The 22,248-nt window shown below is 67.0% G+C and carries 10 protein-coding genes and 2 pseudogenes; 1 reads left to right on the forward strand and 11 read right to left on the reverse strand.

The features are described 5' to 3' along the window. Window positions 1–55: 55 nt before the first annotated feature. The gene (locus ACH438_RS16640; RefSeq protein WP_397005878.1) at window positions 56–3,367 is read left to right on the forward strand and encodes an arabinosyltransferase domain-containing protein; all 3,312 of its coding nucleotides are present in this window, start codon (window positions 56–58) and stop codon (window positions 3,365–3,367) included. Window positions 3,368–3,434: 67 nt separating this feature from the next. On the opposite strand, the gene ACH438_RS16645 is transcribed toward ACH438_RS16640, so the two are convergent. The 11 genes and pseudogenes from ACH438_RS16645 to ACH438_RS16695 form a co-directional block, all read right to left on the reverse strand. After that, entirely contained in the window at window positions 3,435–3,641 is a 207-nt protein-coding gene (locus tag ACH438_RS16645) for a DUF5988 family protein (RefSeq protein ID WP_397005880.1), read from the reverse strand. 77 nt (window positions 3,642–3,718) lie between these two features. Continuing rightward, entirely contained in the window at window positions 3,719–5,263 is a 1,545-nt protein-coding gene (locus tag ACH438_RS16650) for an acyl-CoA carboxylase subunit beta (protein WP_397005882.1), read from the reverse strand. A gap of 52 nt (window positions 5,264–5,315) precedes the next feature. Beyond that, a complete protein-coding gene (gene pks13, locus ACH438_RS16655; RefSeq protein WP_397005884.1) occupies window positions 5,316–10,520 on the reverse strand; it encodes a polyketide synthase Pks13 in 5,205 nt (1,734 codons plus the stop codon). 136 nt (window positions 10,521–10,656) lie between these two features. After that, window positions 10,657–12,579: a long-chain-fatty-acid--AMP ligase FadD32 gene (fadD32, locus tag ACH438_RS16660; protein WP_397005886.1), complete on the reverse strand. Its 1,923-nt coding sequence runs from the start codon at window positions 12,577–12,579 to the stop codon at window positions 10,657–10,659. A gap of 601 nt (window positions 12,580–13,180) precedes the next feature. After that, window positions 13,181–14,161, reverse strand: coding sequence for a cutinase family protein (locus ACH438_RS16665; protein WP_397005888.1), 981 nt, complete (start codon window positions 14,159–14,161; stop codon window positions 13,181–13,183). Beyond that, entirely contained in the window at window positions 14,158–14,706 is a 549-nt protein-coding gene (locus ACH438_RS16670) for a DUF732 domain-containing protein (protein ID WP_397005890.1), read from the reverse strand. The genes ACH438_RS16665 and ACH438_RS16670 overlap by 4 nt, the downstream gene beginning before the upstream one ends. A 454-nt stretch (window positions 14,707–15,160) precedes the next feature. Next, window positions 15,161–16,960 (reverse strand): annotated as a pseudogene (locus tag ACH438_RS16675) (alpha/beta hydrolase-fold protein); the annotation flags it as partial. A 138-nt stretch (window positions 16,961–17,098) separates the two neighbouring features. Next, entirely contained in the window at window positions 17,099–18,127 is a 1,029-nt protein-coding gene (locus ACH438_RS16680) for an alpha/beta hydrolase (RefSeq protein WP_397005892.1), read from the reverse strand. A gap of 144 nt (window positions 18,128–18,271) precedes the next feature. Beyond that, window positions 18,272–19,594: pseudogene (locus tag ACH438_RS16685) on the reverse strand (alpha/beta hydrolase-fold protein); the annotation flags it as partial. 123 nt (window positions 19,595–19,717) lie between these two features. Next, window positions 19,718–20,764, reverse strand: coding sequence for an alpha/beta hydrolase (locus ACH438_RS16690; RefSeq protein ID WP_397005894.1), 1,047 nt, complete (start codon window positions 20,762–20,764; stop codon window positions 19,718–19,720). Window positions 20,765–21,117: 353 nt separating this feature from the next. Continuing rightward, window positions 21,118–22,119 carry an alpha/beta hydrolase gene (locus tag ACH438_RS16695; RefSeq protein WP_397005896.1) on the reverse strand — a complete coding sequence of 334 codons (1,002 nt, stop codon included), beginning with the start codon at window positions 22,117–22,119 and terminating at the stop codon, window positions 21,118–21,120. Between the last annotated feature and the right edge of the window lie 129 nt (window positions 22,120–22,248).

Below are 22,248 nucleotides of genomic sequence, written 5' to 3' on the forward strand. Positions count from 1 at the left end.
GACCTGCCGGAGTGAACCGCAACACTCACACTCCGGGGCACTACGATCAGCAACCGTGCCCGACGCCTCTGCAGTGTTGACCAAGCCGGAAAACCCGGCGACCGCACCAGCTACACCGCGCGACTTTCGGATCGCAAAGCTCATCGCGATAGTCGCCGGTCTGCTGGGCGCGCTCTTCGCGCTCGCCACGCCGTTCCTCCCGGTGAAACAGACTGCCGCGGAGTTGAACTGGCCGCAGAGCGGCACCCTGGGCAATGTCCAGGCGCCGCTCATGTCCCAGGTCCCGATCGACCTGAATGTCAGTATTCCGTGCAGCGCAATCGATCAGGTCGATCCGCGCGGCGGCATGCTGCTGGCCACCGCGCCCCCGCAGGGCACGGGCGCGGACCTGCAGGCCCTGTTCGTCCGCGTCTCCGGGGACAGCGTGGACGTGCTGGACCGCAATGCGCCCGTGGCGTCGGCGCCCCGGTCCGAAATGGCCGGTTGCTCGCGGATCGTCATCACCTCGGACATCACCAAGACCTACGCGCACTTCGAGGGCCTCACCCGCACGCTGCCCGACGGCACCGTCGCCCCGCTCGACGGGACGCTGAACGGTGACCTGCGGCCGCAGGTGGTCGGCGTCTTCACCGATATGAAAGGCGCGGTCCCCGAGGGGCTTTCGTTCCACATGACGGTGGACTCGCGCTTCTCCTCCGTGCCCGGCATCCTCAAGATCGCCGCCACCGTCGCCGCGGTACTGCTGACCCTGCTGGCCATGGGCGCGCTCGGCGTCCTCGACACCAGTGACGGGCGCGGGCACCGGCGCTTCTTCCCCTCGCACTGGCTGAAGCCGACCTGGGCGGACGGCGGCATCATCGGCACGCTGCTGGTGTGGCACTTCGTGGGCGCCAACACCTCCGACGACGGCTACATCCTCACCATGGTCCGGGTCGCGCCGCACGCCGGCTACCTGGCCAACTACTTCCGCTGGTTCGGCGTCCCCGAGGCGCCGTTCGGCTGGTACTACTACGTCATCCAGGTCTTCGCGGACATCTCCACCGCCAGCCCGTGGGTGCGAATTCCCGCGCTGCTCTGCGGAATTCTGTCCTGGATGGTGATCAGCCGCGAGGTGGTGCCGCGACTCGGCCGCGGCGTCGCCACCTCCAAGGTCGCGCTGTGGACCGGCGGCCTGGTGTTCCTCGCCTTCTGGCTGCCCTACGACAACGGCCTGCGGTCGGAGCCCATCGTGGCCCTGGGCGCGCTGCTGACCTGGGTGTCCATCGAACGCGCCATCGCGACCTCGCGGCTGCTGCCCGCCGCCCTGGCGGTGCTGTTCGCGGCCTTCACACTCGCCGCGGCGCCGACGGGCCTCATGTGTGTGGCCGCACTGCTCGCCGGACTGCGGCCGTTCGTGAAGATCGTGGTGCGCCGGCACAAGGCGTACGGGCGCGGCAGCACCGTCGCCCTGCTCGCACCCATCGCGGCGGCCGGATTCGTGGTGCTGGTGGTCGTTTTCGCGGACCAGACCTTCGCCGGGATCATGGAGGCCGACCGGGTCCGGCAGATCATCGGGCCCAACCTGGCCTGGTACGAGGACTACCTGCGCTACTACTACCTGTTCGTGGCCACCGTGGACGGCTCGCTGTCGCGGCGCTTCGCGTTCCTCGTCATGATCCTCTGCCTCATCACCACCATGCTGGTGCTGCTGCGGCGGCGGCAGGTGCCGGGCATCGCGTCCGGGCCCACCTGGCGGCTCATGGGCGTGGTCTTCGGCACCCTCTTCTTCATGATGTTCAACCCGACCAAGTGGACCCACCACTTCGGCGCGTACGCGGGCATCGCCGGCTCGCTGGCCGCGGTCACCGCGGTCGCGGTCTCCGCCACCGCGCTGCGGTCGCGCAAGAACCGGTCCATCTTCCTGGCCGGACTGCTGTTCATGCTGGCCGTCGCCTTCTCCGGCATCAACGGCTACTGGTACGTGTCCAGCTACGGCGTGCCGTGGTTCGACAAGACCGTCTCCCTGCACGGACACCAGTCGAACACGCTGCTGCTGGTGCTGTTCGGGCTGGCGCTGGCGGTGGTGCTGTGGCAGTCGCTGCGCGAGGGCTACGCGAAACCCGAGGAAGGCGTGAAAAACGCACGCGGACGGCGCATTCGCCGCTTCGCGGCCATGCCGCTCACCCTGGTCGCCGCGTTCATGGTGCTCTTCGAGGTGCTGTCGATGGTCAAGGGCGCGGCCACGCAGTACCCGGCCTACTCCATCGGGCGCTCCAACCTCGATGCGCTGGAAGGCAAGACCTGCGGCATCGCCAATGACGTACTGGTCGAGAACGATCCGAACGGCGGCCGCCTCACCCCGATCGTCGACGAGGCGCACCCGCCCGCCAACGGCGACCCGCTCGCCGGCGAGAACCCGACCGGCTTCTCCCCCAACGGCGTTCCCGACAAGATCGACGCCGACAGCGTCGAGGTGAAACCGGGCACCGGCAACACCGACGGCCAGACCATCGGCCCCGCCTTCGCCAAGGGCCAGAACGCCGGCACCGGCGGCGGCAAGGGCGCCGAAGGCGTCAACGGCTCCACCGTCGCCCTGCCCTTCGGCCTCGACCCGGCCACCACCCCCGTCCAGGGCAGCTACCAGAACGGCGTGCAACAGCCCGCCGAACTCACCTCCAGCTGGTACGGATTGCCCGCGGCCACACCGGATTCCCCGCTCATCGTGCTGTCGGCCGCCGGGCGCATCCTGTCCTTCGACGACACCGGGAACATGACCTACGGCCAGAAACTGGTGCTCCAGTACGGCCACCGCAATGCCGACGGCAGCGTCACCCAACTCGGCGAATACCTGCCCCGCGATATCGGGCCCGCCCCCTCGTGGCGCAACCTGCGCATCCCGCGCTCCGCACTGCCCGGCGACGCCGACACCGTCCGCATCCACGCCGAACGCCGCGTGCTCATCGGCGACCAGTGGCTCGCCTTCACCCCGCCGCGCGTCCCGAAGCTGGTGTCGCTCAACAGCTTCCTCGGCAAGGACCAGCCCATCCTGCTGGACTGGGCCGTCGGCCTGCAGTTCCCGTGCCAGCGGCCGTTCAACCACCTCGACGGCGTCGCCGAGGTACCGAACTACCGCATCCTCCCCGACCGCCCGCTGGCCGTCAGCTCCACCGACACCTGGCAGTCCGAGGAGAACGGCGGCCCGCTCGGCTGGACCGAAATGCTCGCCAAATCCACCACGGTGCCGACCTATCTGAAGGACAACTGGGACCGCGACTGGGGCTCCCTGGAACGCTACGACCAGTACTACGACGCCAAGGCCGCCCAGCTGGACACCCATACGGTGACCCGCTCCGGCCTCTGGTCCCCCGGCAAACTGCGCGTGTCGTAGCGGGGACGCACCCCGCGAGATGATCCAAGTGGCCGCCCGCAATGCGGGCGGCCACTGCTTTTATTTGTCAGTGCTTATGGTCTACGTGCGCGACCCACTCGTAGACGGGCAGACTGCCCTCTATCGTGTCCTGCCAGCGCGAGGTCACTTTGAATCGCTCGTAGCCGCCCCCGAAGGCCACCCGCAACTCCACCCCAGGTGGCGTAATGGGCACAATGCGTGTTTCCAGGCCATCCGGCCCACCTTCGAGCAATGCCTTCGGTGAGGTACTCATAGCTGAAGGCTCTCATATCCGGGGCAGGTGACCGGTCGATTCGCCACAATCGGCGAGCCGCACCGGTCGCGCCCTGGTCACAAGGGCAGCAGGTGATGTTTGCGGGGGTTGCGGGCCAGTTTCTTACCGCGCAGCAAGTGCAGGGCGCGACGGATCTCCAACCGGGTCGAGGACGGGTCGATCACGGCGTCGATATAACCGCGTTCCGCCGCCACCCAGGGCGTCGCGATGGTCGCGTTGTAGAAATCGATCATCTGCTGACGCATCGCGGCCCGCTGCTCCTCGGGCGCCGCATCCAGCGATTTCGCGCCGATCAACGAGACCGCGCTCTCCGCACCCATCACCGCGATACGGGCCGTCGGCCAGGCCAGATTCACATCCGCGCCCAGCTGCTTGGAACCCATCACCGCATAACCGCCGCCGTACGACTTACGAATCACCACGGTCACTTTCGGCACCGTGGCCTCCACGAACGAGAAGATGAAACGACCGCCGCGCTTGATCACGCCGATCTTCTCCTGTTCCACCCCGGGTAGGAAACCCGGAGTGTCCACCACGAACACCAGCGGGATTTCGAAAGCGTCGCACAACCGCACGAAATGCGCGGCCTTGTCCGAAGCACGCGCATCCAGCGCACCCGCATAAACCAGCGGCTGATTCGCGACCACACCCACCGTCCGGCCGTCCACCCGCGCGAAACCACAGATCACGTTCTTCCCCGCGGATTCACCGAATTCGTGGAACGCACCGTCATCGAAGATGCGGATCAGAATCTCGTGCATGTCGTAACCGGCATTGTCCGCATCCGGCACCACACCGCGCAGCTCCACATCCGACTCCGTAATCTCCGGCTCCAGACCGGGATTCACGATCGGCGGCAACTCCTGGCAACTCGACGGCAGATAACTCAGATACTCGCGCACCCAATCGAACGCCGCGCGTTCATCCTTCGCGACATGATGGATATTGCCGTACTCCGCCTGACTGCGAGCGCCACCCAGCTCCTCCAGGCTCACGTCCTCACCGGTGACCTCACGAATCACCTTGGGACCGGTGACGAACATGTACGCCTCTTCGGTCGCCACCACCACATCGGTATTGATCGGGGCATACACCGCACCACCCGCACAACTACCCAGGATCATCGAAATCTGCGGCACCAGACCGGAAAGCGGCTCCTGCCGGCGACCCAGCTCCGCATACCAGGCCAGCGAGGTCACCGCCTCCTGCACCCGCGCGCCACCGGAATCATTGATACCCACCACCGGGCACCCCACCTTGGCCGCGAACTCCATGATGCCCGCGACCTTCCGGCCGAACATCTCCCCGACCGAACCGCCGTACACCGTCTGATCGTGCGAGAAAACCGCCACGGGCCGGCCCTCGACCAGCCCGTGACCCGTCACCACACCATCGCCGTACAGGGCCTGCTTATCGCCCGGATTGCGCACCAGCGCACCGATTTCCACGAACGTCCCCGGATCCAGCAACATATGGATCCGGTCGCGGGCCGAAGGAATACCCTTCCTGGCCCGCTTCGCGACTCCCGCATCCCCCGCCGGTTCCCTCGCGATGTCCAGCTTCTGTCGCAGGTCGGCGAGTTTCTCGGCGGTGGTGCTCAAGAGTTCTCCTTTCGGCAAAACCTACTTTCGCAGAACCTGATTCGCTGTGGAGCTATTTCCCGTCCGTGTCGATCTCGGCGAGCTTCTTCGTCAGATCGGCGCCGATGGTCGCAATGCGCGGCTCATCGATGATCTGCAGGTGATCACCCGGGATGTGGATGATCTCCAGATCCGAAAGGTGCTCGTCCCAGCCGCCGTTGGGCAGGCGGTCCGCGTAACGCGGCTCCAGCTCGATGATGCCGTCGTGGTAGCGATCGGCGAGGTAGAGCACCACCTTGCCGTCGTAACTCGACGGGGTCACCTTCTGCAGTTCACGACCCTCGACCCACGAGTACTTCTGGTGCTCGAGCACACCGCCCGGGATGTCGACACCCGCGAACTTCACCAGCTCGATGATGATCTGGTACTGCTCCTCGTCGCTGGCGGCAGCCAGTTCCTCGATCTGTTCATCATCGAGTTCGCCATCGAAGCCGTAGGTCTTCTTGGCGAACTCCTGGAACCGCCGGATCCGCCCGATTCGTTCCTCGGGCGTATTGTGCTCGGGCTCGGTCGGAATCGCGAGATCGATGAGGCCGACCAGCCGCACATCCGAACCTTCGGCACGCATGATCTGTGCGGCGGTCAGCGCGAACACCGCACCCAGCGACCAACCGTAGAAAACGTACGGCCCCTCCGGCTGACGCTTGCGAATCTCCGGAATGTATTGACGCACGCGCTCTTCGATCGAGCCCTCGACCCGCTCGAAACCGTACATCGGAGTACCGGCCGGAATACGCTTCAGCAGCGGCTCATAGACCAGCGTGTTACCGCCCGAGGGGTGGAACACGAAGACCGGCAGCGCATCCGAACCGGCTTCCTTCGCACGCAGTGTGCGGACGAAGCCTTCGACGTCATCGCCGTGCTCCTGGTACTCGGCCACTACGTCGGCCATCTTCTCGATGGTCGCAGCGGAACGGATCCGCTCGGCGTCGATCTCCGCCTTCGCGCGCTCCGACAACCGATTGAGGAGCTTCCCGAACGTCTCGTCATCGAGCTTCGGCAGCGGGTTGAAGATGCCGCCGGCAGACTTTCCGGTCACCAGCGCCCAGGTGGCGAAGACCAACCGCTCCGGGGCATTACGCGGCGGGACATTGTCCTTGTCGGTTCCGGCGACGGGCGGGGCCGGCTCGAAGTCGGCATCGGTGGTGGCCGAATCCTGGTCGCCCGCGGCCGCTTCGGTGATCTCGGTGGCCGCTGCCACCACATCGTCGGTGACCGCGTCCAGCTCGTCCGCCTTGGTCTGCGCGGTGGTGCCGGTCGACTGCTCGGGGATCGGCAGGGCGGCCAGCGGGTCGGTGCCCGCCGCGACAGCCGCGCGGGCCGCCGAGATCATGTCGGCGTCGACCGAGATGTCCTCGCCGGCGGCCTGGCGATCGGCCAGCTCCTGCAGCTGATCCCGGTGCTCGATGGCGTAGCGGAGCACCTTGCCGACCTCGAGCAGGCTGGCGTCGCGGACCGCCTGCAGCTGCAGCTGCGGGATGTCGAATTCGTATTCGACGCGGTTCTTGATGCGCATGGCCATCAGCGAATCGAGACCCAGCTCCATGAGCGGGATCTCCATCGGCAGGTCCTCGACCGCATAGCCCATGGATTCGGCGACGATCAGCGCCAGCCGCTGCTCCACGGTCTGCGAGCCGTTCGGGTTCCAGCGCTCACCCGGGGCCTCGACGGCCTCGACGGCGGCGGTCACCGCGGCCGGAGCGGCCGCGACCGGCTGTGCCACCGCCGATTCCGGCAGCGGCGCGCCCGAGCTGACGACGGCGTCGAACAGCGCGCGGAAGGCATTGCCCTCCTTGGCGTGCACGGACACCGACGCGCCACCCAGGTGCGGGGTCAGCGTGGTGGTGAGGGTGCCGGCGGCCGGAATCGCGGTGTGCGCCACCGTCGCTCCGAGCGTGACATCCGAAAGCACCTGTGCGGCAGCGGCCTGCACCAGCGCGGCGAGATCGGTGACGGCGGAGGCCTGCACCTCCCACACGTGGCGGCCGTCCGGCAGCGCGACATGCGCGCCCGGGACCCGGGAGCTGCCCGAGTTGGACAGGCCGGCACCGGTCTTGGGCCAGTACTCCTTGCGGATCATGGCCGTGCGCGGCACATCGGCGTAGTCGCCGGCGGGCAGCAGCGAGGACAGATCCACCTTGTGGCCCTGCACGTACAGCTGCGCCAGCGCGGAGACGACGGCGGCGCCCTCGTCTTCCTTGCGCTTCAGGGTCGGGATGAGCGCCGCATTGTGGACACCGGCCGCGAAGGTGGTGCCCAGCACCTGCATGAGGGTGACGGAATGCGGTGCGAGCTCCAGGTAGGTGGTGATGCCCGCGTCCACGGCCTGCCGGATGGCGTTGGTGAAATACACCGAGCCGCGCATGTTCCCGGTCCAGTAGTCGACATCGTGCACCGGGGCGTGGCCCGCCCGGTAGACGGCGTCCTGGTGCGAGGTCGAGTACAGATCGCGCTTCAGCTTGGTCGGCTCGATGCCGGCCAGCTCGGCGGCCAGCTCGCCCAGCAGCGGATCCATCTGCGAGGTGTGGCCGGCGCCGCGGGTCGGCAGCACGCGGGCGAACTTGCCCTCGGCCTCGGCGCGAGCCACGATGGCCTGCACCTGATCCGGGACGCCACCGATCACCGTATTGGTCGGCGCGGCGTAGATCGCGACCTCGATGTCCGGGAATTCGGACTTCAGGTTCTCGATGTCCGCGGCGCTGTATTCCAGCAGGGCCATATTGCGGACCTGATCATCGGTCAGCATGGCCTCGCCCTCGGCCATCAGCCGGGAGCGCGCGCAGATGACCCGGACCGCGTCCTCGAGCGGCAGACCGCCCGAGATGTACGCGCCCGCGACCTCACCCTGCGAATGACCCACCACGCCTTCGGGTTCGGCGCCGTGCGCCCGCAACACCGAGGCCAGACCCACCTGGATGGTGAAGGTGCCGACCTGACCGGTGCCGATATCCCAGTCCATGGTGTCGTCGAGGATCATCTCCTTGACCGAGTATCCGGCCTCGTCGACGACCAGCTCGTCGACCTGGTCGACGGCCTTCCGGAAGATCGAGTTCTCGGTGTAGAGCTGCTTGCCCATCTTCCGGTGCTGCGAACCGAATCCGGCCATCACCCACAGCGCACCCTTGGCGGCGGGGGCGTCGGCGGTGTAGACGCCGTTGCCCGGCTTGCCCTCCTGGATGGCGCGCAGGCCCGCGACGGCTTCCTCGTGCGTCTTGGCGATAACCACACCGCGCGAACGGTTGTGGTTGCGCTTGGCCAGCGAACGGCCCACATCGGCGAGCGGAGTCGCCTGTCCCGCTTCGGATTCCAGCCAATCGGCCAGATCCTTGGCGGCGCGCTTGCGGCGCGACGGCAGGTACGCGGAGACCGGGATGATGACCGGCAGCGGCTCCTCGCGGGTCCACTCCGCCTCCGGCGCAGCGGATTCCACGATGCGCTCGGCCTCGGAGACCACATCGGTGGCCTCGTCGTCCAGCTGCTCCTCGAGGCTCAGGTCCTCGCGCGCGTCCTCGACGGACGCGGCGGCGGGCGCGGGCGGCGCGGGCGCCACGTACTCCTGGATCACGACGTGGGCATTGGTGCCACCGAAACCGAAACCGGAGACACCGATGGTCGCGACGCCGCTGTAGCGCGGGAATTCGGTCGGCTCGTCGACGACCTTCAGATGCGCCTGATCCCACGGGATGAACGGGCTCGGCCCGGCGTAGTTGATGTTCGGCGGAATGACGTTGTGCTGCAACGCCATGATCACCTTGGCGAGGGCGGGCACGCCCGCACCCGATTCCAGGTGACCGAAGTTGGTCTTGGCCGAACCCAGCAGCGCGGGCTTGTCGGCGTCGCGGCCGCGGCCGACCACGCGGGCCAGGGCCTCGGCCTCGATCGGGTCGCCGATCGGGGTGCCGGTGCCGTGCGCCTCGATGTAGTCGACCTGGGTGGGCACGATTCCGGCGTCCCGGTACGCCCGCCGCAGGGCCTCGGCCTGGCCGTCCACGCTGGGCGCGAACAAGCCGGCGGAACGGCCGTCGTTGGTGACGGCGGAACCCTTGATCACCGCGTAGATCTTGTCGCCGTCCCGCTCGGCGTCGGTGAGCCGCTTGAGGACGACCAGGCCCGCGCCCTCGGAACGGACCATGCCGTCGGCATCGGCCGAGAAGGCCTTGATGTGGCCGTTCTTGGCGACCGCGCCATTGATGTCGAAGCCCAGCGAGGCCACCGGGGCCAGGATCATGTTCACGCCACCCGCGAGCGCGAGATCGGCGTCGCCGGTGCGCAGCGCGCGCACGGCCTCGTGCACCGCGACCAGGGTCGCCGAGCAGGCGGTATCGACGGTGACCGACGGGCCACGGAAGTCGTAGAAGTAGGAGACGCGATTGGCGATGATGCCGTTCGACGCGCCCATCAGGGCGTAGGCCTCGGCCGACAGCGGCACATTGGGGTCGCGGGGAGCGCCCAGCGACTGCGCCATGATGAACGCGAAATCGTTGGTGGAGGAACCGACGAACACACCGACCGGCTCACCCTTGAGCTCGTTCGCCGGAATCCGGGCGTGCTCCAAGGCTTCCCAGGTCAGCTCCATCATGAGCCGCTGCTGCGGATCGACCCGCTCGACCTCGATCGGGGACATGGCGAAGAACTCCGCATCGAAGCCCTTGACCACGTCCTGCGGCAGGTAACCGCCCTTGGTCTGGGCGTTCGCGATCTGCTCGGCGATGCCGGCGTCGCCCTTGAACTCGTCCCAGCGGCCGTCGGGCAGATCGCTGATGCCGTCACCGCGGCCGATCAAGAAATCCCAGGTGCTCTCCGGGGTGTCCCCGGCACCCGGCAAACGCGTGGACAACCCGACGATGGCGATATCGTGCGCCTCGCCCGGCGTGAAACCGGCTGTGTAGAACGCCTCATCCGCCGCTTCGTCCGGAACGTCCGGTTCCCCGTTGATGATTCGCTCGGCGAGCAACTCGATGGTCGGGTGCTGAAACACGATGGTGGGATTGAGCACCACACCGGTCAGTTCCTCGATGTCGCCACCCAGCGCCAGCGCATCCCGCGAAGCCAGCCCGAATTCGTCCATCGGCCGGTCCGCGGTGATGTTCTCGATCGGCTGCCCGGTCGCGTCGGAGACCCATTTACGCAGCCACTCGCGCAATTCCGCCACCGACATGTCGGTGCTCGCAGCGTTCTCGGTCTTCTGGGTGGGGGGCGTGCCCTCGTTCTCAGCCATCAGTTCCTCAAGTTACCTGTCTGCGTATGGTGCGCGGCAGTATTGAGATTCTCGCGGTCCCGCCCAGCGCGGAACTGCGATAACCATGAATGGCGCGAGCCGGAGGGACTCGCGCCATTCACCGTGAGGGTTTTCCTCACTCCTCGTCTGGTGCATCGGGGAAAGCCTGCTGCGTGTAACCACCACGCAGTGTGCCTCCGATGTACTCGGCCTTGCAGGCGCGACGCGCGATCTTGCCGCTCGAGGTCCGCGGAATCGAGCCGGCGGGCACCAGCAGGATGTCGCGGGCGGTGACGCCGTGGCGGGAGGAGATCGCGGCCCGTACCGCGTCCGCGATGGGACCCGGATCGGCCTTGCCGGCGCCGAGGCCACGCTCGGCCACGATCACCAGCTGCTCGGAGGCATCGTCGGCGTCGAACTGCAGACCGGAGTGGCTGCCCTGCTCGAAGACCTCGGGCGGCAACTGGTTGGCCGGCACCGCGAACGCGGCGATGAAGCCGGGGCGCAATGCCTTCGAGGCCTGCTCGGCGGAGAACTCGAGATCCTGCGGGTAGTGGTTGCGGCCGTCCACGATGACCAGGTCCTTGACCCGGCCGGTGATGTACAGCTCGCCGTCGACGTACACGCCGTAGTCGCCGGTGCGCAGCCAGTTGCCGTCCAGCGGTACGTCGGTGGCGTGCGAACCGGACTCCTGCCGGTTGACCAGCTTGTTGCGGAACGTCTTCTGGGTCTCCTCGGCCCGCGCCCAGTAGCCGATGCCGATGTTGTTGCCGTGCAGCCAGATCTCGCCGACCCGGCCCTCGGGCAGCTCGACGGCGCCGTCCGGGGAGTCGATGGACTGGTCGTCCACGATGGCCGCCCACTGCGAGAGCGCGACGTAACCGCAGGACACCTGCGCGATGGCGTTCTCCGAGCCCGGCTCGACCTTGACCACGCGGCCGGCGTTCAGCTCGTACCGGTCCACGTGGATGACCTTGGCCTCGTCCTCGTGCCGGGTGGCCGACACGAACAGGGTGGCCTCGGCCATGCCGTAGCAGGGCTTGATGGCGGTCTTGGGCAGGCCGTACGGCGCGAACGCCTCGTTGAACTTCTTCATCGAGGAGACGGTCACCGGCTCGGAGCCGTTGATCAGGCCCAGCACGTTCGAAAGATCAAGCGCCTCACCGTTCTTCGGCAGGCCACGGACCGCGGCGTGCTCGAAGGCGAAGTTCGGTGCGGCGGCGAAGGTTCCGGCGCCGTCCGAGACCGCGGCCAGCTCGTTGATCCAGCGCGCCGGGCGCCGCACGAACGAGGACGGCGACATGATGGTGATGTACTTGCCGCCCACCGCGGGCAGGATCACCGTCAGCAGGCCCATGTCGTGGTACAGCGGCAGCCAGGTGACGCCGCGCGAATTCCAGTTCAGGTCGAGCGCGTTCACCATCTGCAGCAGGTTGGTGCCGACGCCGCGGTGGGTGATCTCCACACCGGCCGGGGTCCGGGTCGAGCCCGAGGTGTACTGCAGGTAGGCGATGTCGTCCACCACGATGTCCGGGCGCACCCAGGACTCCCCGACGCTGTCGGGAATGGCGTCCACGGCGATGATGCGCGGGCGCTGGGCGGCGGGCAGCGAGCGGAAGAACTGGCGGACGCCGGCGGCGGAGGAGCTGGCCGTCAGGATCGCCGAGGGGGTGCAGTCGCCGAGCACGGCGTGCAGCCGGTCGGTGTGACCCGGCTCGTCCGGATCGAACAACGGCACGGAGATGGTGCCCGCGTAGATGGCGGCGAAGAAGGAGATGACGTAATCCAGCCCCTGCGGTGCCAGCACCGCGACCCGATCGCCACGCTTGGTCACCTGCTGCAGTCGGGCGGCCACCGCGCGCAGCCGTGTGCCGAACTGACTCCACGTCAGGTCCTGGTACTCACCGTCGCGCTCACGTGAGTAGTCGATGTAGCGGTACGCCAAATCATTGGCGTCGTTGCCGTGGGTGTGCTTCTCGACGTAGTCGACGAGGGTGCGCCCCTCGGGAATCGTGATGTTCCCCGTTTCGTCGAGGTAATCGTCGAAAGTCTCGTCCATTCCTTCTTCTCCTCCGAGGCACACGCGGCAAGAGACGGCTGACGCCGCTGTTACCTGTGAGGCCCCGACTCTCTTCGCCCGCGGAAGCTCCGTGCGAGAGCCAACCTGCAGAATTTTGTTGCGGTCTGCGCGGTGACCGTCTATTGGCTAGATGTTCTCAAACCAGAGACATGTTACAGAGGAGCCGCCCGGCCATGCGCCGGAGCAGCCGAACATATCCCAGCTCACTCGGTCTGCCGCACCGGGATCACCGGTGGTCAAGTGTCCATGTGGGTGGGGAATACCCCCGGCGCCCGACACGGATGTGAGTTGCCGCACGCAGGGCCTTTGGCCCTCCGCTTCGCTACGGGCGGGTTCGCGGCCCTGGAGGTCTCGTTCTTCCCTCCCTCCGCTCCTCCGCTTCGCTCCCCCGCTCCGCTCAGTCCAGAACGAGACGGGCCGCGAACCTTCCGGGTGTACGTACATCGCCGACGCGGCGATTGCGGTCATGAACACCCTTCCAGCTGTCCGGATTGCGCTGCGGCACCGGCTGAGCCGGTGCGCAGTACCTTACAACGTGACCCAGAAACTGGGGGCTCTGTCTGCGCACGTAAGCGCTTGCTCAGCTGTGGGCGGGGTGTGGAGCGTTCTGGATGAGGCCCGCGGCCCAGTTGACCGTCCACTCGGTGGCGGTGGTTCCGTCCGACTCGACCTTGTCGCCGTTGTAGAGGCTGTGCACGGGGTTGCCGGCGGCCCGGACCAGAGTATTCAGACTCCCCATGATGTTCAGGGGACTGAGCGCCTGCCGCGGCGCGTCACAGATCAGATCGCCCGGCGCGCAAATAGTGAATGAACGATTGGCGAGCGCACCGAAACCCCCGTCACGCGGACCGGTCATGGTGATGCCCGGCACGTTCAGTCCCTTCAACGCCACTTCCGCGCCGACGCCTGGCGGCGAAACACCGATCTCCGTGGGCGGATTCGCGCTGTTCTCGTCGCGGCGGCCGTCGGCGATGGTCATCACGCCCAGCACCAGATCCTGCGGCACCGGCCCCTTGCCCGCGCCGATCTGCGCGGCCACATCGCCCGCGATCACCGCGCCCTGCGAGAAGCCCACCACCACATAGGAGGTGAGCGGACACTTGCGATAGGTGTCGGCCAGTTCGCCGATCGCCCGCGAGGTGCCCTCCGAACGGCTGTTGTTGTAGGACGACTGCCCGTCCGGCGGAATCGCGACCGGATTGGAGAACTGCGCCACGTACGGGACGGTGTAGACCTCGAGCCGCTCGTTAGGGAACTTCTCCCGAATCGGGTTGCTGATGTTCAGCATCAGCGAGTTCGGATTCGCCGTCGGGTTGTGCGGGTCATCGTTCGAATTCGACTCCCAGGTACCCGGAATCGACAGGAACAGCACATCCGGGCAGGACGCGGGCTGCGAGGTAGGACGCGTCGGCGTCGGCGGCTTGGGACCCGGCAACCGCAGCCGGCCGGCCAGCAGGTACCACAGCAGCAGCGCCACGATCACGACGATCACGATGGCGGCGATCAGCAGCAGGCAACCCGCCGGTTTCGACCGGCGTCGGGAGCGGCGTCGGGTGGTCACTTGTTGCAGTAGCTCTTCGAGGCGACGTCGTAGTAGATCTTGCCGGCCTGATCGACCGACATCTTCGACGGATCGAAGGACGGATCGGACCCGGCGATCGCGGTGACGTAGGTGATGATCTGATCCTGGGGCGCGTTCTCGGCCTTGCCCTGGCACACCAGATTGCCCGCGGTGATGGCGATATCGGTGGAGCCCGGGTTGAGACCGGCTTGCTTCAACGCGTCGATGTAGCTCTTCTCCTTGTCCGACAGGGCCGGAGAACCGCTCGGCGGGGTGATGAACTGGCTCGGCACCGGCGCGGGACGCTCGGGAGTCGAGGTCGAGGTGTCCGAAGGCGCGGCGTCCTGGGTGCTCTGCGGCGCGGGCTGGCCGGATCCGGTATCGCCGCTCGCGGTAGTGGTGGGTGCCACAGAAGTCGTGGACGTGGTCTTGGTCAGCGTCGGCGTGCTGGTCGCGGTCGAGTCGTTGTTACCGCAGGCCGCGAGCAGTCCGGCGGCCGCGACGGCGGCCACCACGCCGAAAACCCTTCCACGCATCCGTTGCATTTATTCGCTTCCTATATCTGTCTACGGGCACAAGGTCGCCCCCAGGCTACTGGCAACCGGCCCGCGCGTCCGCCCCCGAATTCGGAACCTCATGCAGTTCTCATGCTGTGGAATGCGAATCGAGTCAGTTGGGACGCACTTCCGGGCCGAGGGCGGGAATCGGCGCCGGGCCAGGATCGGCGGGCGGGGCCTCCGGCGGGGCCACGGGCGCGGCCGGGACCGCGGGGGCCGGCGCCGGGGGCGGCGGGGCGAGCGGCTGCTGTAGTGCGGGCTGTGCCACGGGCGGCGACGGAACAGGTTGCGGTGCAGTGGGTTGCGGGGCCAGCGGCCATTGCGCGGCGGGCTGGGGCGCGGGCTGCGGGGTTTCCGGGCGGGCTCCCGCGGCGGGCGGGGTGGCGGGCGCTACGGGCTGGGCGACCGGGGCGGCCGGGGTGATGGGGCGGCCGTCGAGACCGTAGGCCTGGGCCTTGCCGTCGTGGACGACCACGGTGCCGGTCTGGAAGTTCTGCTGGATGTCGCCATTGGGATTCTGGCCCTCGTCGGCCACGGGGTAGCCGAGCGGCCCGTTCTCGAATCCCGTTGCACCCCAGGCGTCCATGATGGGGCCGTTACGGACGCCCCAGCTGCCGGAGAGCGGGCTCCAATAGATATTGCCGCCCTCGAAGCGGGTATAGCGGCCCAGATCCTTGAGCGGCGCCTCGTCGGCGGTCGGGAAACCGTAAGGGCTGTTCTCGAATCCGAGCTGGGCGTACTTGCCGAGGATCAGGCCCTGCACCATGTGCGCGCCGGTCTTGGCGCTGAAGTACATGGGGCCGTTCTCGAAACCCTGCACCACACCGTCTTTATTGGGGGTGCGCGCCTCCGCGCCGTTCGGATAACCGGCGGGCCCGCGCTCGAAGCCCTGTTTGCCCCACGCGTCGAGGATGGCGCCGCGCACCGGTTGCGCGCCGGTCTGCGGCGTCCAGTAGATCGAGCCGTTCTGGAAGACCTGGAAGCGGCCGCGACCGTCCGGCAGCGGTCGTTCGTCACCGGTCGGGAAGCCCAAACCACTTGCCGCACCAGCGAGTCCGGCGTACGTGCCGCCGATCGCGCCGGCCACCGGCTGTGCCCCGGACGCGGGCGAGAAGTACACCTGCCCGCCGCGGAAGTCCTGCACGACGCCGTTCGGCACCTGGTACTCACCGCTGAGGCAGTCGCCGAGCCAGTTGTTGCCCTGTGCGACAGCGGCTATCGCGCCGCCAACCGTGCAGTCCAGTGGCGTGCCGTCCACGCCTATCGCGGCGGCGGTCTGCGCCCACGCCTGCCTCATCTCGAAATCCCAGTACGGCCACGAATGCGTGCCCGAGGGGCGGAAGTGCACCGACACCGGGATGTTCAGCTTGTTCAGCTTGTTCACGAAGTTCTGGGTGCTCAAGCGGGACAAGATCTCCAGGCCCATGCCCGCGTAATTGGTGGTGACGCCGGGGATGTCCGTCGGAGCGTCGCTCGGGCCCGCGGCTCCGCTGCCGCTGGAGACGTACAGGGCGATGCCCTTGAGCTTGTCGGCCAGCTCGTACGGGTCGTGTTCCTTCCACAGCGGGTTGCTGGGCGGGCCGAACATGTCATTGGAGTCGTACCCGCCCGCGTTGTGCATGGCGAAATTGACCATCTGAGGCATGCCGAGGGTGGTCAGGGTGAGGAAGCCGGAGTAGGAGGCCGCGCTCTTCACCCAGCCCGGATTGCGGGACGCCAGCATCATGGCGGCGGTGCCGCCCATCGACAGGCCGGCCACGGCGCGAGTGGTGGTGGCGCGCCATTGGCTCTCGAGGAGCGGCGGGAGTTCCTTGGTAAGGAAGGTCTCCCACTGGTAGTTGCGGCCGTTGTCGGTTTTCAGCCAGTCGGTGTAGAAGCTGGACTGGCCGCCGATGGGCAGTACCACCAGGGCGTTCTTGTCGGCGTAGAAGCCAGCCGCGCCGGCGTCCTTGGTCCAGCCGCTCTCCTCGTCGGTGGCGCGCAGGCCGTCGAGTAGGAACAGCACAGGAAACTTGGCGTCCGGCTTGGATCCCCAGTCGCGTGGCAGCAGCAGCTGCACCTGCACGGGTGCGCCGGCGGCGGGCGAATTCACCCACATCGCCACCCGGCGGTCGGTGAGCCATACCAGTTTCTGGATGGTGGCGGGTGCGCTCGCCGGCGCGTCCGGTGCGGCCTGCGCCGGGACCGTTCCCGCGAAAGTGCCCGCGGACAGGGGGAACACGACCGCGGCGGCGCATGCCATCCAGCGCAGGCGCGCCCTCTTCGTCCCACGAACAACTCTGACCACACAAGCTTTGTACCCCTCGATCAGGTGATCGAGGGGTGCGACGCGCGGGAATCGCGGCTATTCAGCACACTTCGGGCAATCTTCGAGTGAGCCTCAGGCAACCCCCAAGGCGGCCAGGATGTCCGGCCGCGCGGTGGCGAGCTCGTCCTGCCAGTACCCCCACGAGTGGGTGCCGTGCACCGGCAGGCTGTAGTGCGCGCCGATGCCGAGCTGATTCATCCGCCCCATGAACGACAGCGTGTTCACCATCGACAGCGCCTCCAGCGCAACGGCATTGCCGGTATCGAAGATGCCGATCGGCGAATCCGGGTGATCGTGGGGCCCGAGCACGCCCCAGGACGCCGAGATGAACAGCGGCAGATTCCGCAATTGGGGCGCGAAGACGAATGGGTCCATGCGCAACCACTGCGGGCTCCACGGCCACGCCATCGAATCCACGTTGAAGCGGCCCGCCGACAGCATGGCGATGCGAATCGCCTCCCGCATGCCCGGCGCCGAAATGTTCAGATAGCCCGAGAACGAGGACGCGTGCTTGAACTGATCCCGGTGATACGCGGCGAGCGCCAGTGCGGCCGACCCGCCCATGGACAGTCCGGCGACCGCGTTGTTGGTGCGAGAGACGCCGTATCCCTCCAGAAAGGCCGGAAGTTCCTGGGTCAGGAACGTCTCCCATTTGTAGGTGTACTTCTGGCCGTTGGTGCTGGAGGGCGCCCGCCAGTCGGTGTAGAAGCTGGACTGGCCGCCGACGGGCATCACCAGCGTGATGTTGTCATCGGCGAACTGTTTGAGGGCATCGGTCTCGAACGTCCAGGCATTGAAATCGTCGCGGGCGCGCAATCCATCGAGCAGATACAGCGCCGCGCTGCCGCCGCGCCCGGCCCACTGCACTTGCACCTTGACGGGTCCCATACTGGACGGGACGAACAACTCCTCGAATCCCCCGGCGGGTGCGCGGTGCAGCGGGTGCACCGGCATCGCCAGAGCGGGGCCCGCGAGGGCGGGCAGAGCAAGGACGGCGGCGGCCACCGTGAGCCAACGCCGCCAACCGCGCGGCCACCGCCGGACGGGGGTGTTGCCGATCGAACCGAACCGTGGGCATGACGACGAGCCCTGTGCTGCCATGAGATCAAGCTCCTGAACCGCAGGGAAATCCACACCGAACGTGACGGGCGTCACGGGACTCGGAGCACTCTACCGGCGGGCGGAGATAACCGGCGGGTAACCCTATCCGTTGGCGTGTATCTCGGCCTTGCCGTCGTGGAAGACGATGGTGCCGTGCTGGAAGGTCTGCTGCACCCCGCCAGATATGGGCGTTTCGTCCGATGTCGGAAAGCCCAGTGCGCCACCGGGTCCCGCCGCCCCCTCATAGGCGCCACCGATCATGCCGCCCACCGGATGCGCGCCCGAGCCCTGCGACCACAGCACCCGGCCGCCCGCGAAATCCTGTGCCGCACCACCGGTCAGCGGATACTCCGGCGTCAGGCAGTCGCCCAGCCACGACTTCGCCAGCGCCACAGGCAGAATCGCGCCCGCGGACGCACACTCCGGCTTGGCCGCCTCCACCCCGAGCGCGGCCGCCGCCTGCGGCCACGACTGCCGCATCTCGAAATCCCAGTACGGCCACGAATGCGTGCCGGAGGGACGGTAATTCACCGTCACCGGGATGCTCAGCTTGTTCAGCTTCGCCACGAACTGCAGCGAGGTGAACCGGGACAGCACCTCCAGCGCCATGCCCGCCCAGTTGGTGCTCACCCCGGGAATCCCGGACGGAATGTCATAGACGCCGGCCAGGCCGCTGCCGCTCGATACGTACAGGCTTGTGCCTTGGAGCTTCTCGGCCAGCTCGTAGGGATCGTGGGCACGCCATTCAGCGTCGTCCACGGTGCCCCACATATGGTCGGAGTTGTAGCCTCCCGCACTTCGCATGGCGTACTGAACCGCCTGGGGCATACCCAGAGTCGTCAGCGTGAGCAGACCGGAGAAGGAGGCGGCGTAATGGGCGAAGCCGGGGTTGCGGGCCGCCAGCGTCATGGCGGCGGTACCGCCCATGGATACTCCGGCTAGCCCGCGCATATTCGTGGTGCGCCAATCACGATCCAGCAGTGGCGGTAATTCCTTGGTGAGGAAGGTCTCCCATTTGTAGTACTTGTTATTGTCGGGCTGCTTCCAGTCGGTGTAGAAGCTCGCCGCACCGCCGATCGGCAGCACCACTGTGACGTTCTTGTCGGCGTAGAAACTCTCCGCCCCCGCATCCTTGGTCCAGCCGCTCTGATCATCGGTGGCGCGCAGCCCGTCGAGCATGTACAGCGCGGGAAATCTGCTGGCGGGCTTACTGTTCCATTCCCGGGGGAGCAGCAGCTGCACCTGGATCCGGGTGCCCATTGCGGGGGAGTCCACCCACAGGGCCACACGTCTGTTGCTGAGCCACACCGTATTCCGGATCGCGGGTGTCATCAGCGGTTGCGCCGCTCCCGGATCCGCAACGGCCGTTCCCCCTGTGAGAAGGACTACCGTGGTGGCCGTCGCGAGCACCGCCAGCCAAGCGCCGCGCCCGCCTCTCCCCCATCCAACTCTCGCCACTCGCGTCACAGTATTTTTCTACCCCGTCGGCGCGAATCATGGGGAGGCATAACAGAACCGGCCACCCTCATGGATGGCCGGCTCATGTTCTGGAGCTATGAAATTACGACCCGGGGACGGTCGGATACCAGGTCAGGCGCCCGCCACACCGAGAGCCTGCAGGATGCCCGGGCGAGCCTTCGTCAGCTCGTCGTGCCAGTACGGCCACGAATGGGTGCCGGCGCCCTCGAAGTCGAAGGTGGCCGGGATCTTGAGCTGCCCCAGGCGAGCCTGGAACGCCCGAGTGTTGACCATCGCCAGCGCCTCCAGGGCCATGGCGTCGCCGGTGTCGATCACGGAGCCGACGGAGTTCGGGTGATCGAAGGGCCCCGGAATGCCGTTGCCCGACGAGATGAACATCGGCAGGCCCTTGAGCTGCGGCGCGAACACGAACGGGTCCATGCGCAGCCAAGCCGGGCTCCACGGCGCGGCCATCGCGTCGACATTGAACGCGCCCGCGCTCAGCATCGCGGCGCGAATCGCCTCGCGCATACCGGGTGCGGACAGGTTCAGGTAGCCGGACATCGAGGTGGCCTGCTTGAACTGGTCGCGGTGGAACGCGGCCATCATCAGCGCGGCCGAACCGCCCATGGACAGACCGGCGATCGCGTTGTTGTGCGGATCGACACCGTACTGGGCAAGGAAGGCGGGGAGTTCCTTCGTCAGGAAGGTCTCCCACTTGTAGGTGAACTTCTGCCCGTTGGTGTTCGACGCCGCGGCCCAGTCTGCATAGAAGCTGGACTGACCGCCGACCGGCATCACCACGGTGACATCGTCATTGGCGAAAACGCCGGGCGCATTGCCCTCATCCGGGTTGTTCCACGCACTGTGGTCGTCGCGTGCGCGCATACCGTCGAGCATGTAGATGGCGGCGCTGCCACCGTGGGCGGCCCAGCGCACCTGCACCTTGATCGGACCCATGCTGGACGGCACCATCAGCTCGTCGAACCCACCCGGGTTCATCCGCTTCACGATTCCGAACGCCGGCGCGGCCGAGGCGATCGAGGGCGTGGCCAGTGCGGCGGTCGGGACAGCCAGTGCGGCGGCCGTGGCGATCAGTAGTCGTGTACGCCAACCGCGGTTCGCGCGGCGCGGGCGTGACGAGACCCCGGCCGGCACGGCGGACCTGCCGAAACGCATGGAAACTGCTCCTTCTCTACCGCAGCCCTGTCCACTGCAGTGTTTTAAGTTGTCGAACGGGCAGGCGCGGCGAAGCCGCCGTCACCGGCGACAGAGTCACCGGTGCAACAGCAAAACCGCTGCGGCATACCCGATCAGCACCCGCAAGGAATCCCGACACTTCGATGCGAGCGAAGCGCTTCCACGGTGTGGTCACACTTGCGCTCGCTGGAGAGTATTCGACCTTCCGAGGCGTTGGCAAGGTCACGCTAATGGCTGGCCGATTTCCACCATGACGGTAGACCGTAATGTCGCGGTGACCTTATCGCGAATCGCACGTGATGTCGCGGCAACGCCGGGAAATCCCTTACGGCTCAACCAAGGTTGGCGCTGAGGTCCGGAAGCATCCGGTACACCTCATCCGCCCAGTAGCGCCAGGAGTGGATACCGTCCGGCGTGTAGATGAACACCGCATTGCGCGCACCGATCGAGTCCATGCGGGCCTCGAACGCGCGGGTATTCGCGAGCGCTATCGTCTCCAGCCCCATCGCATTCGTGACATTGAAGGCATCCATCGGGGTGTGGACCACGTCCTGCGGACCGGGAAGGCCATTACCGCTGGAGATCCAGAGCCGGGTACCGTTGTCCCGCAACCGTGGCGCGAATACGAAAGGATCGTTGCGGAGCCACAATTCGCTCCACGGCGGACCCCACATGGAGTCGATGTTGTAGCCGCCGGCATCCAGCAGCGCCGCCCGCAGTCCCTCCCGCATGCCCGGCGCGGAAATATTGAGATAGCCGGAATACGATGCGGCATAACGGAACTGATCCGGGTGATACGCTGCCAGCACCATCGCCGCGCTACCGCCCATGGAGAGGCCGAACACGCCGTTGCCGTGCGGGTCGAAACCCAGCCGAGCACTCAGCGCATTACGCAGATCCCTGGTCAGGAAGGTTTCCCAGCTATACGGGGTGACCTGCCCATTGGTGTTGCTCGGCGCCACCCAGTCGGAATAGAAGCTGGACTCGCCGCCGACCGGCATCACCACATTGATGTTCCACGCGGTCAGCACGCGCTCGATATCGGTGTCGATCTCCCAGCCGGAAAGGTCGTTGCGCGCCCGCAAGCCGTCCAGCGCGTACACCACCCGCCGGGTGTTGCCGTCCTGTGCGCGGAAGATGCGCGACTTGATCGGGCCCATAGCGGAATCCACCCAGAAGTCGTATCCGGACGGATCGAAAGACGCCCGCGCGGGCATGGCGTCACCGATGGCGGCCAGGAATGGCAGGCTCGCCGCCAATGCCAGACTCACCATCGCGCGCCGCAACAACCCGCTCCGGCCCGACAACCACTCGCATACTCGAACAGACCGCATCGACTCGCCTTTCACGAGTGTGGTCAGCATCGACCACCGCCGAAATGCAGAAGCTGTTGCCGCTGGAACTTCTATAGGCCCGTATCCGGAGCGAACCGCTGCCGAAACACCTGCCGCGACCGAAACGTG

This window comes from Nocardia sp. NPDC020380 (genome assembly GCF_044386975.1).
Classification (GTDB): domain Bacteria; phylum Actinomycetota; class Actinomycetes; order Mycobacteriales; family Mycobacteriaceae; genus Nocardia.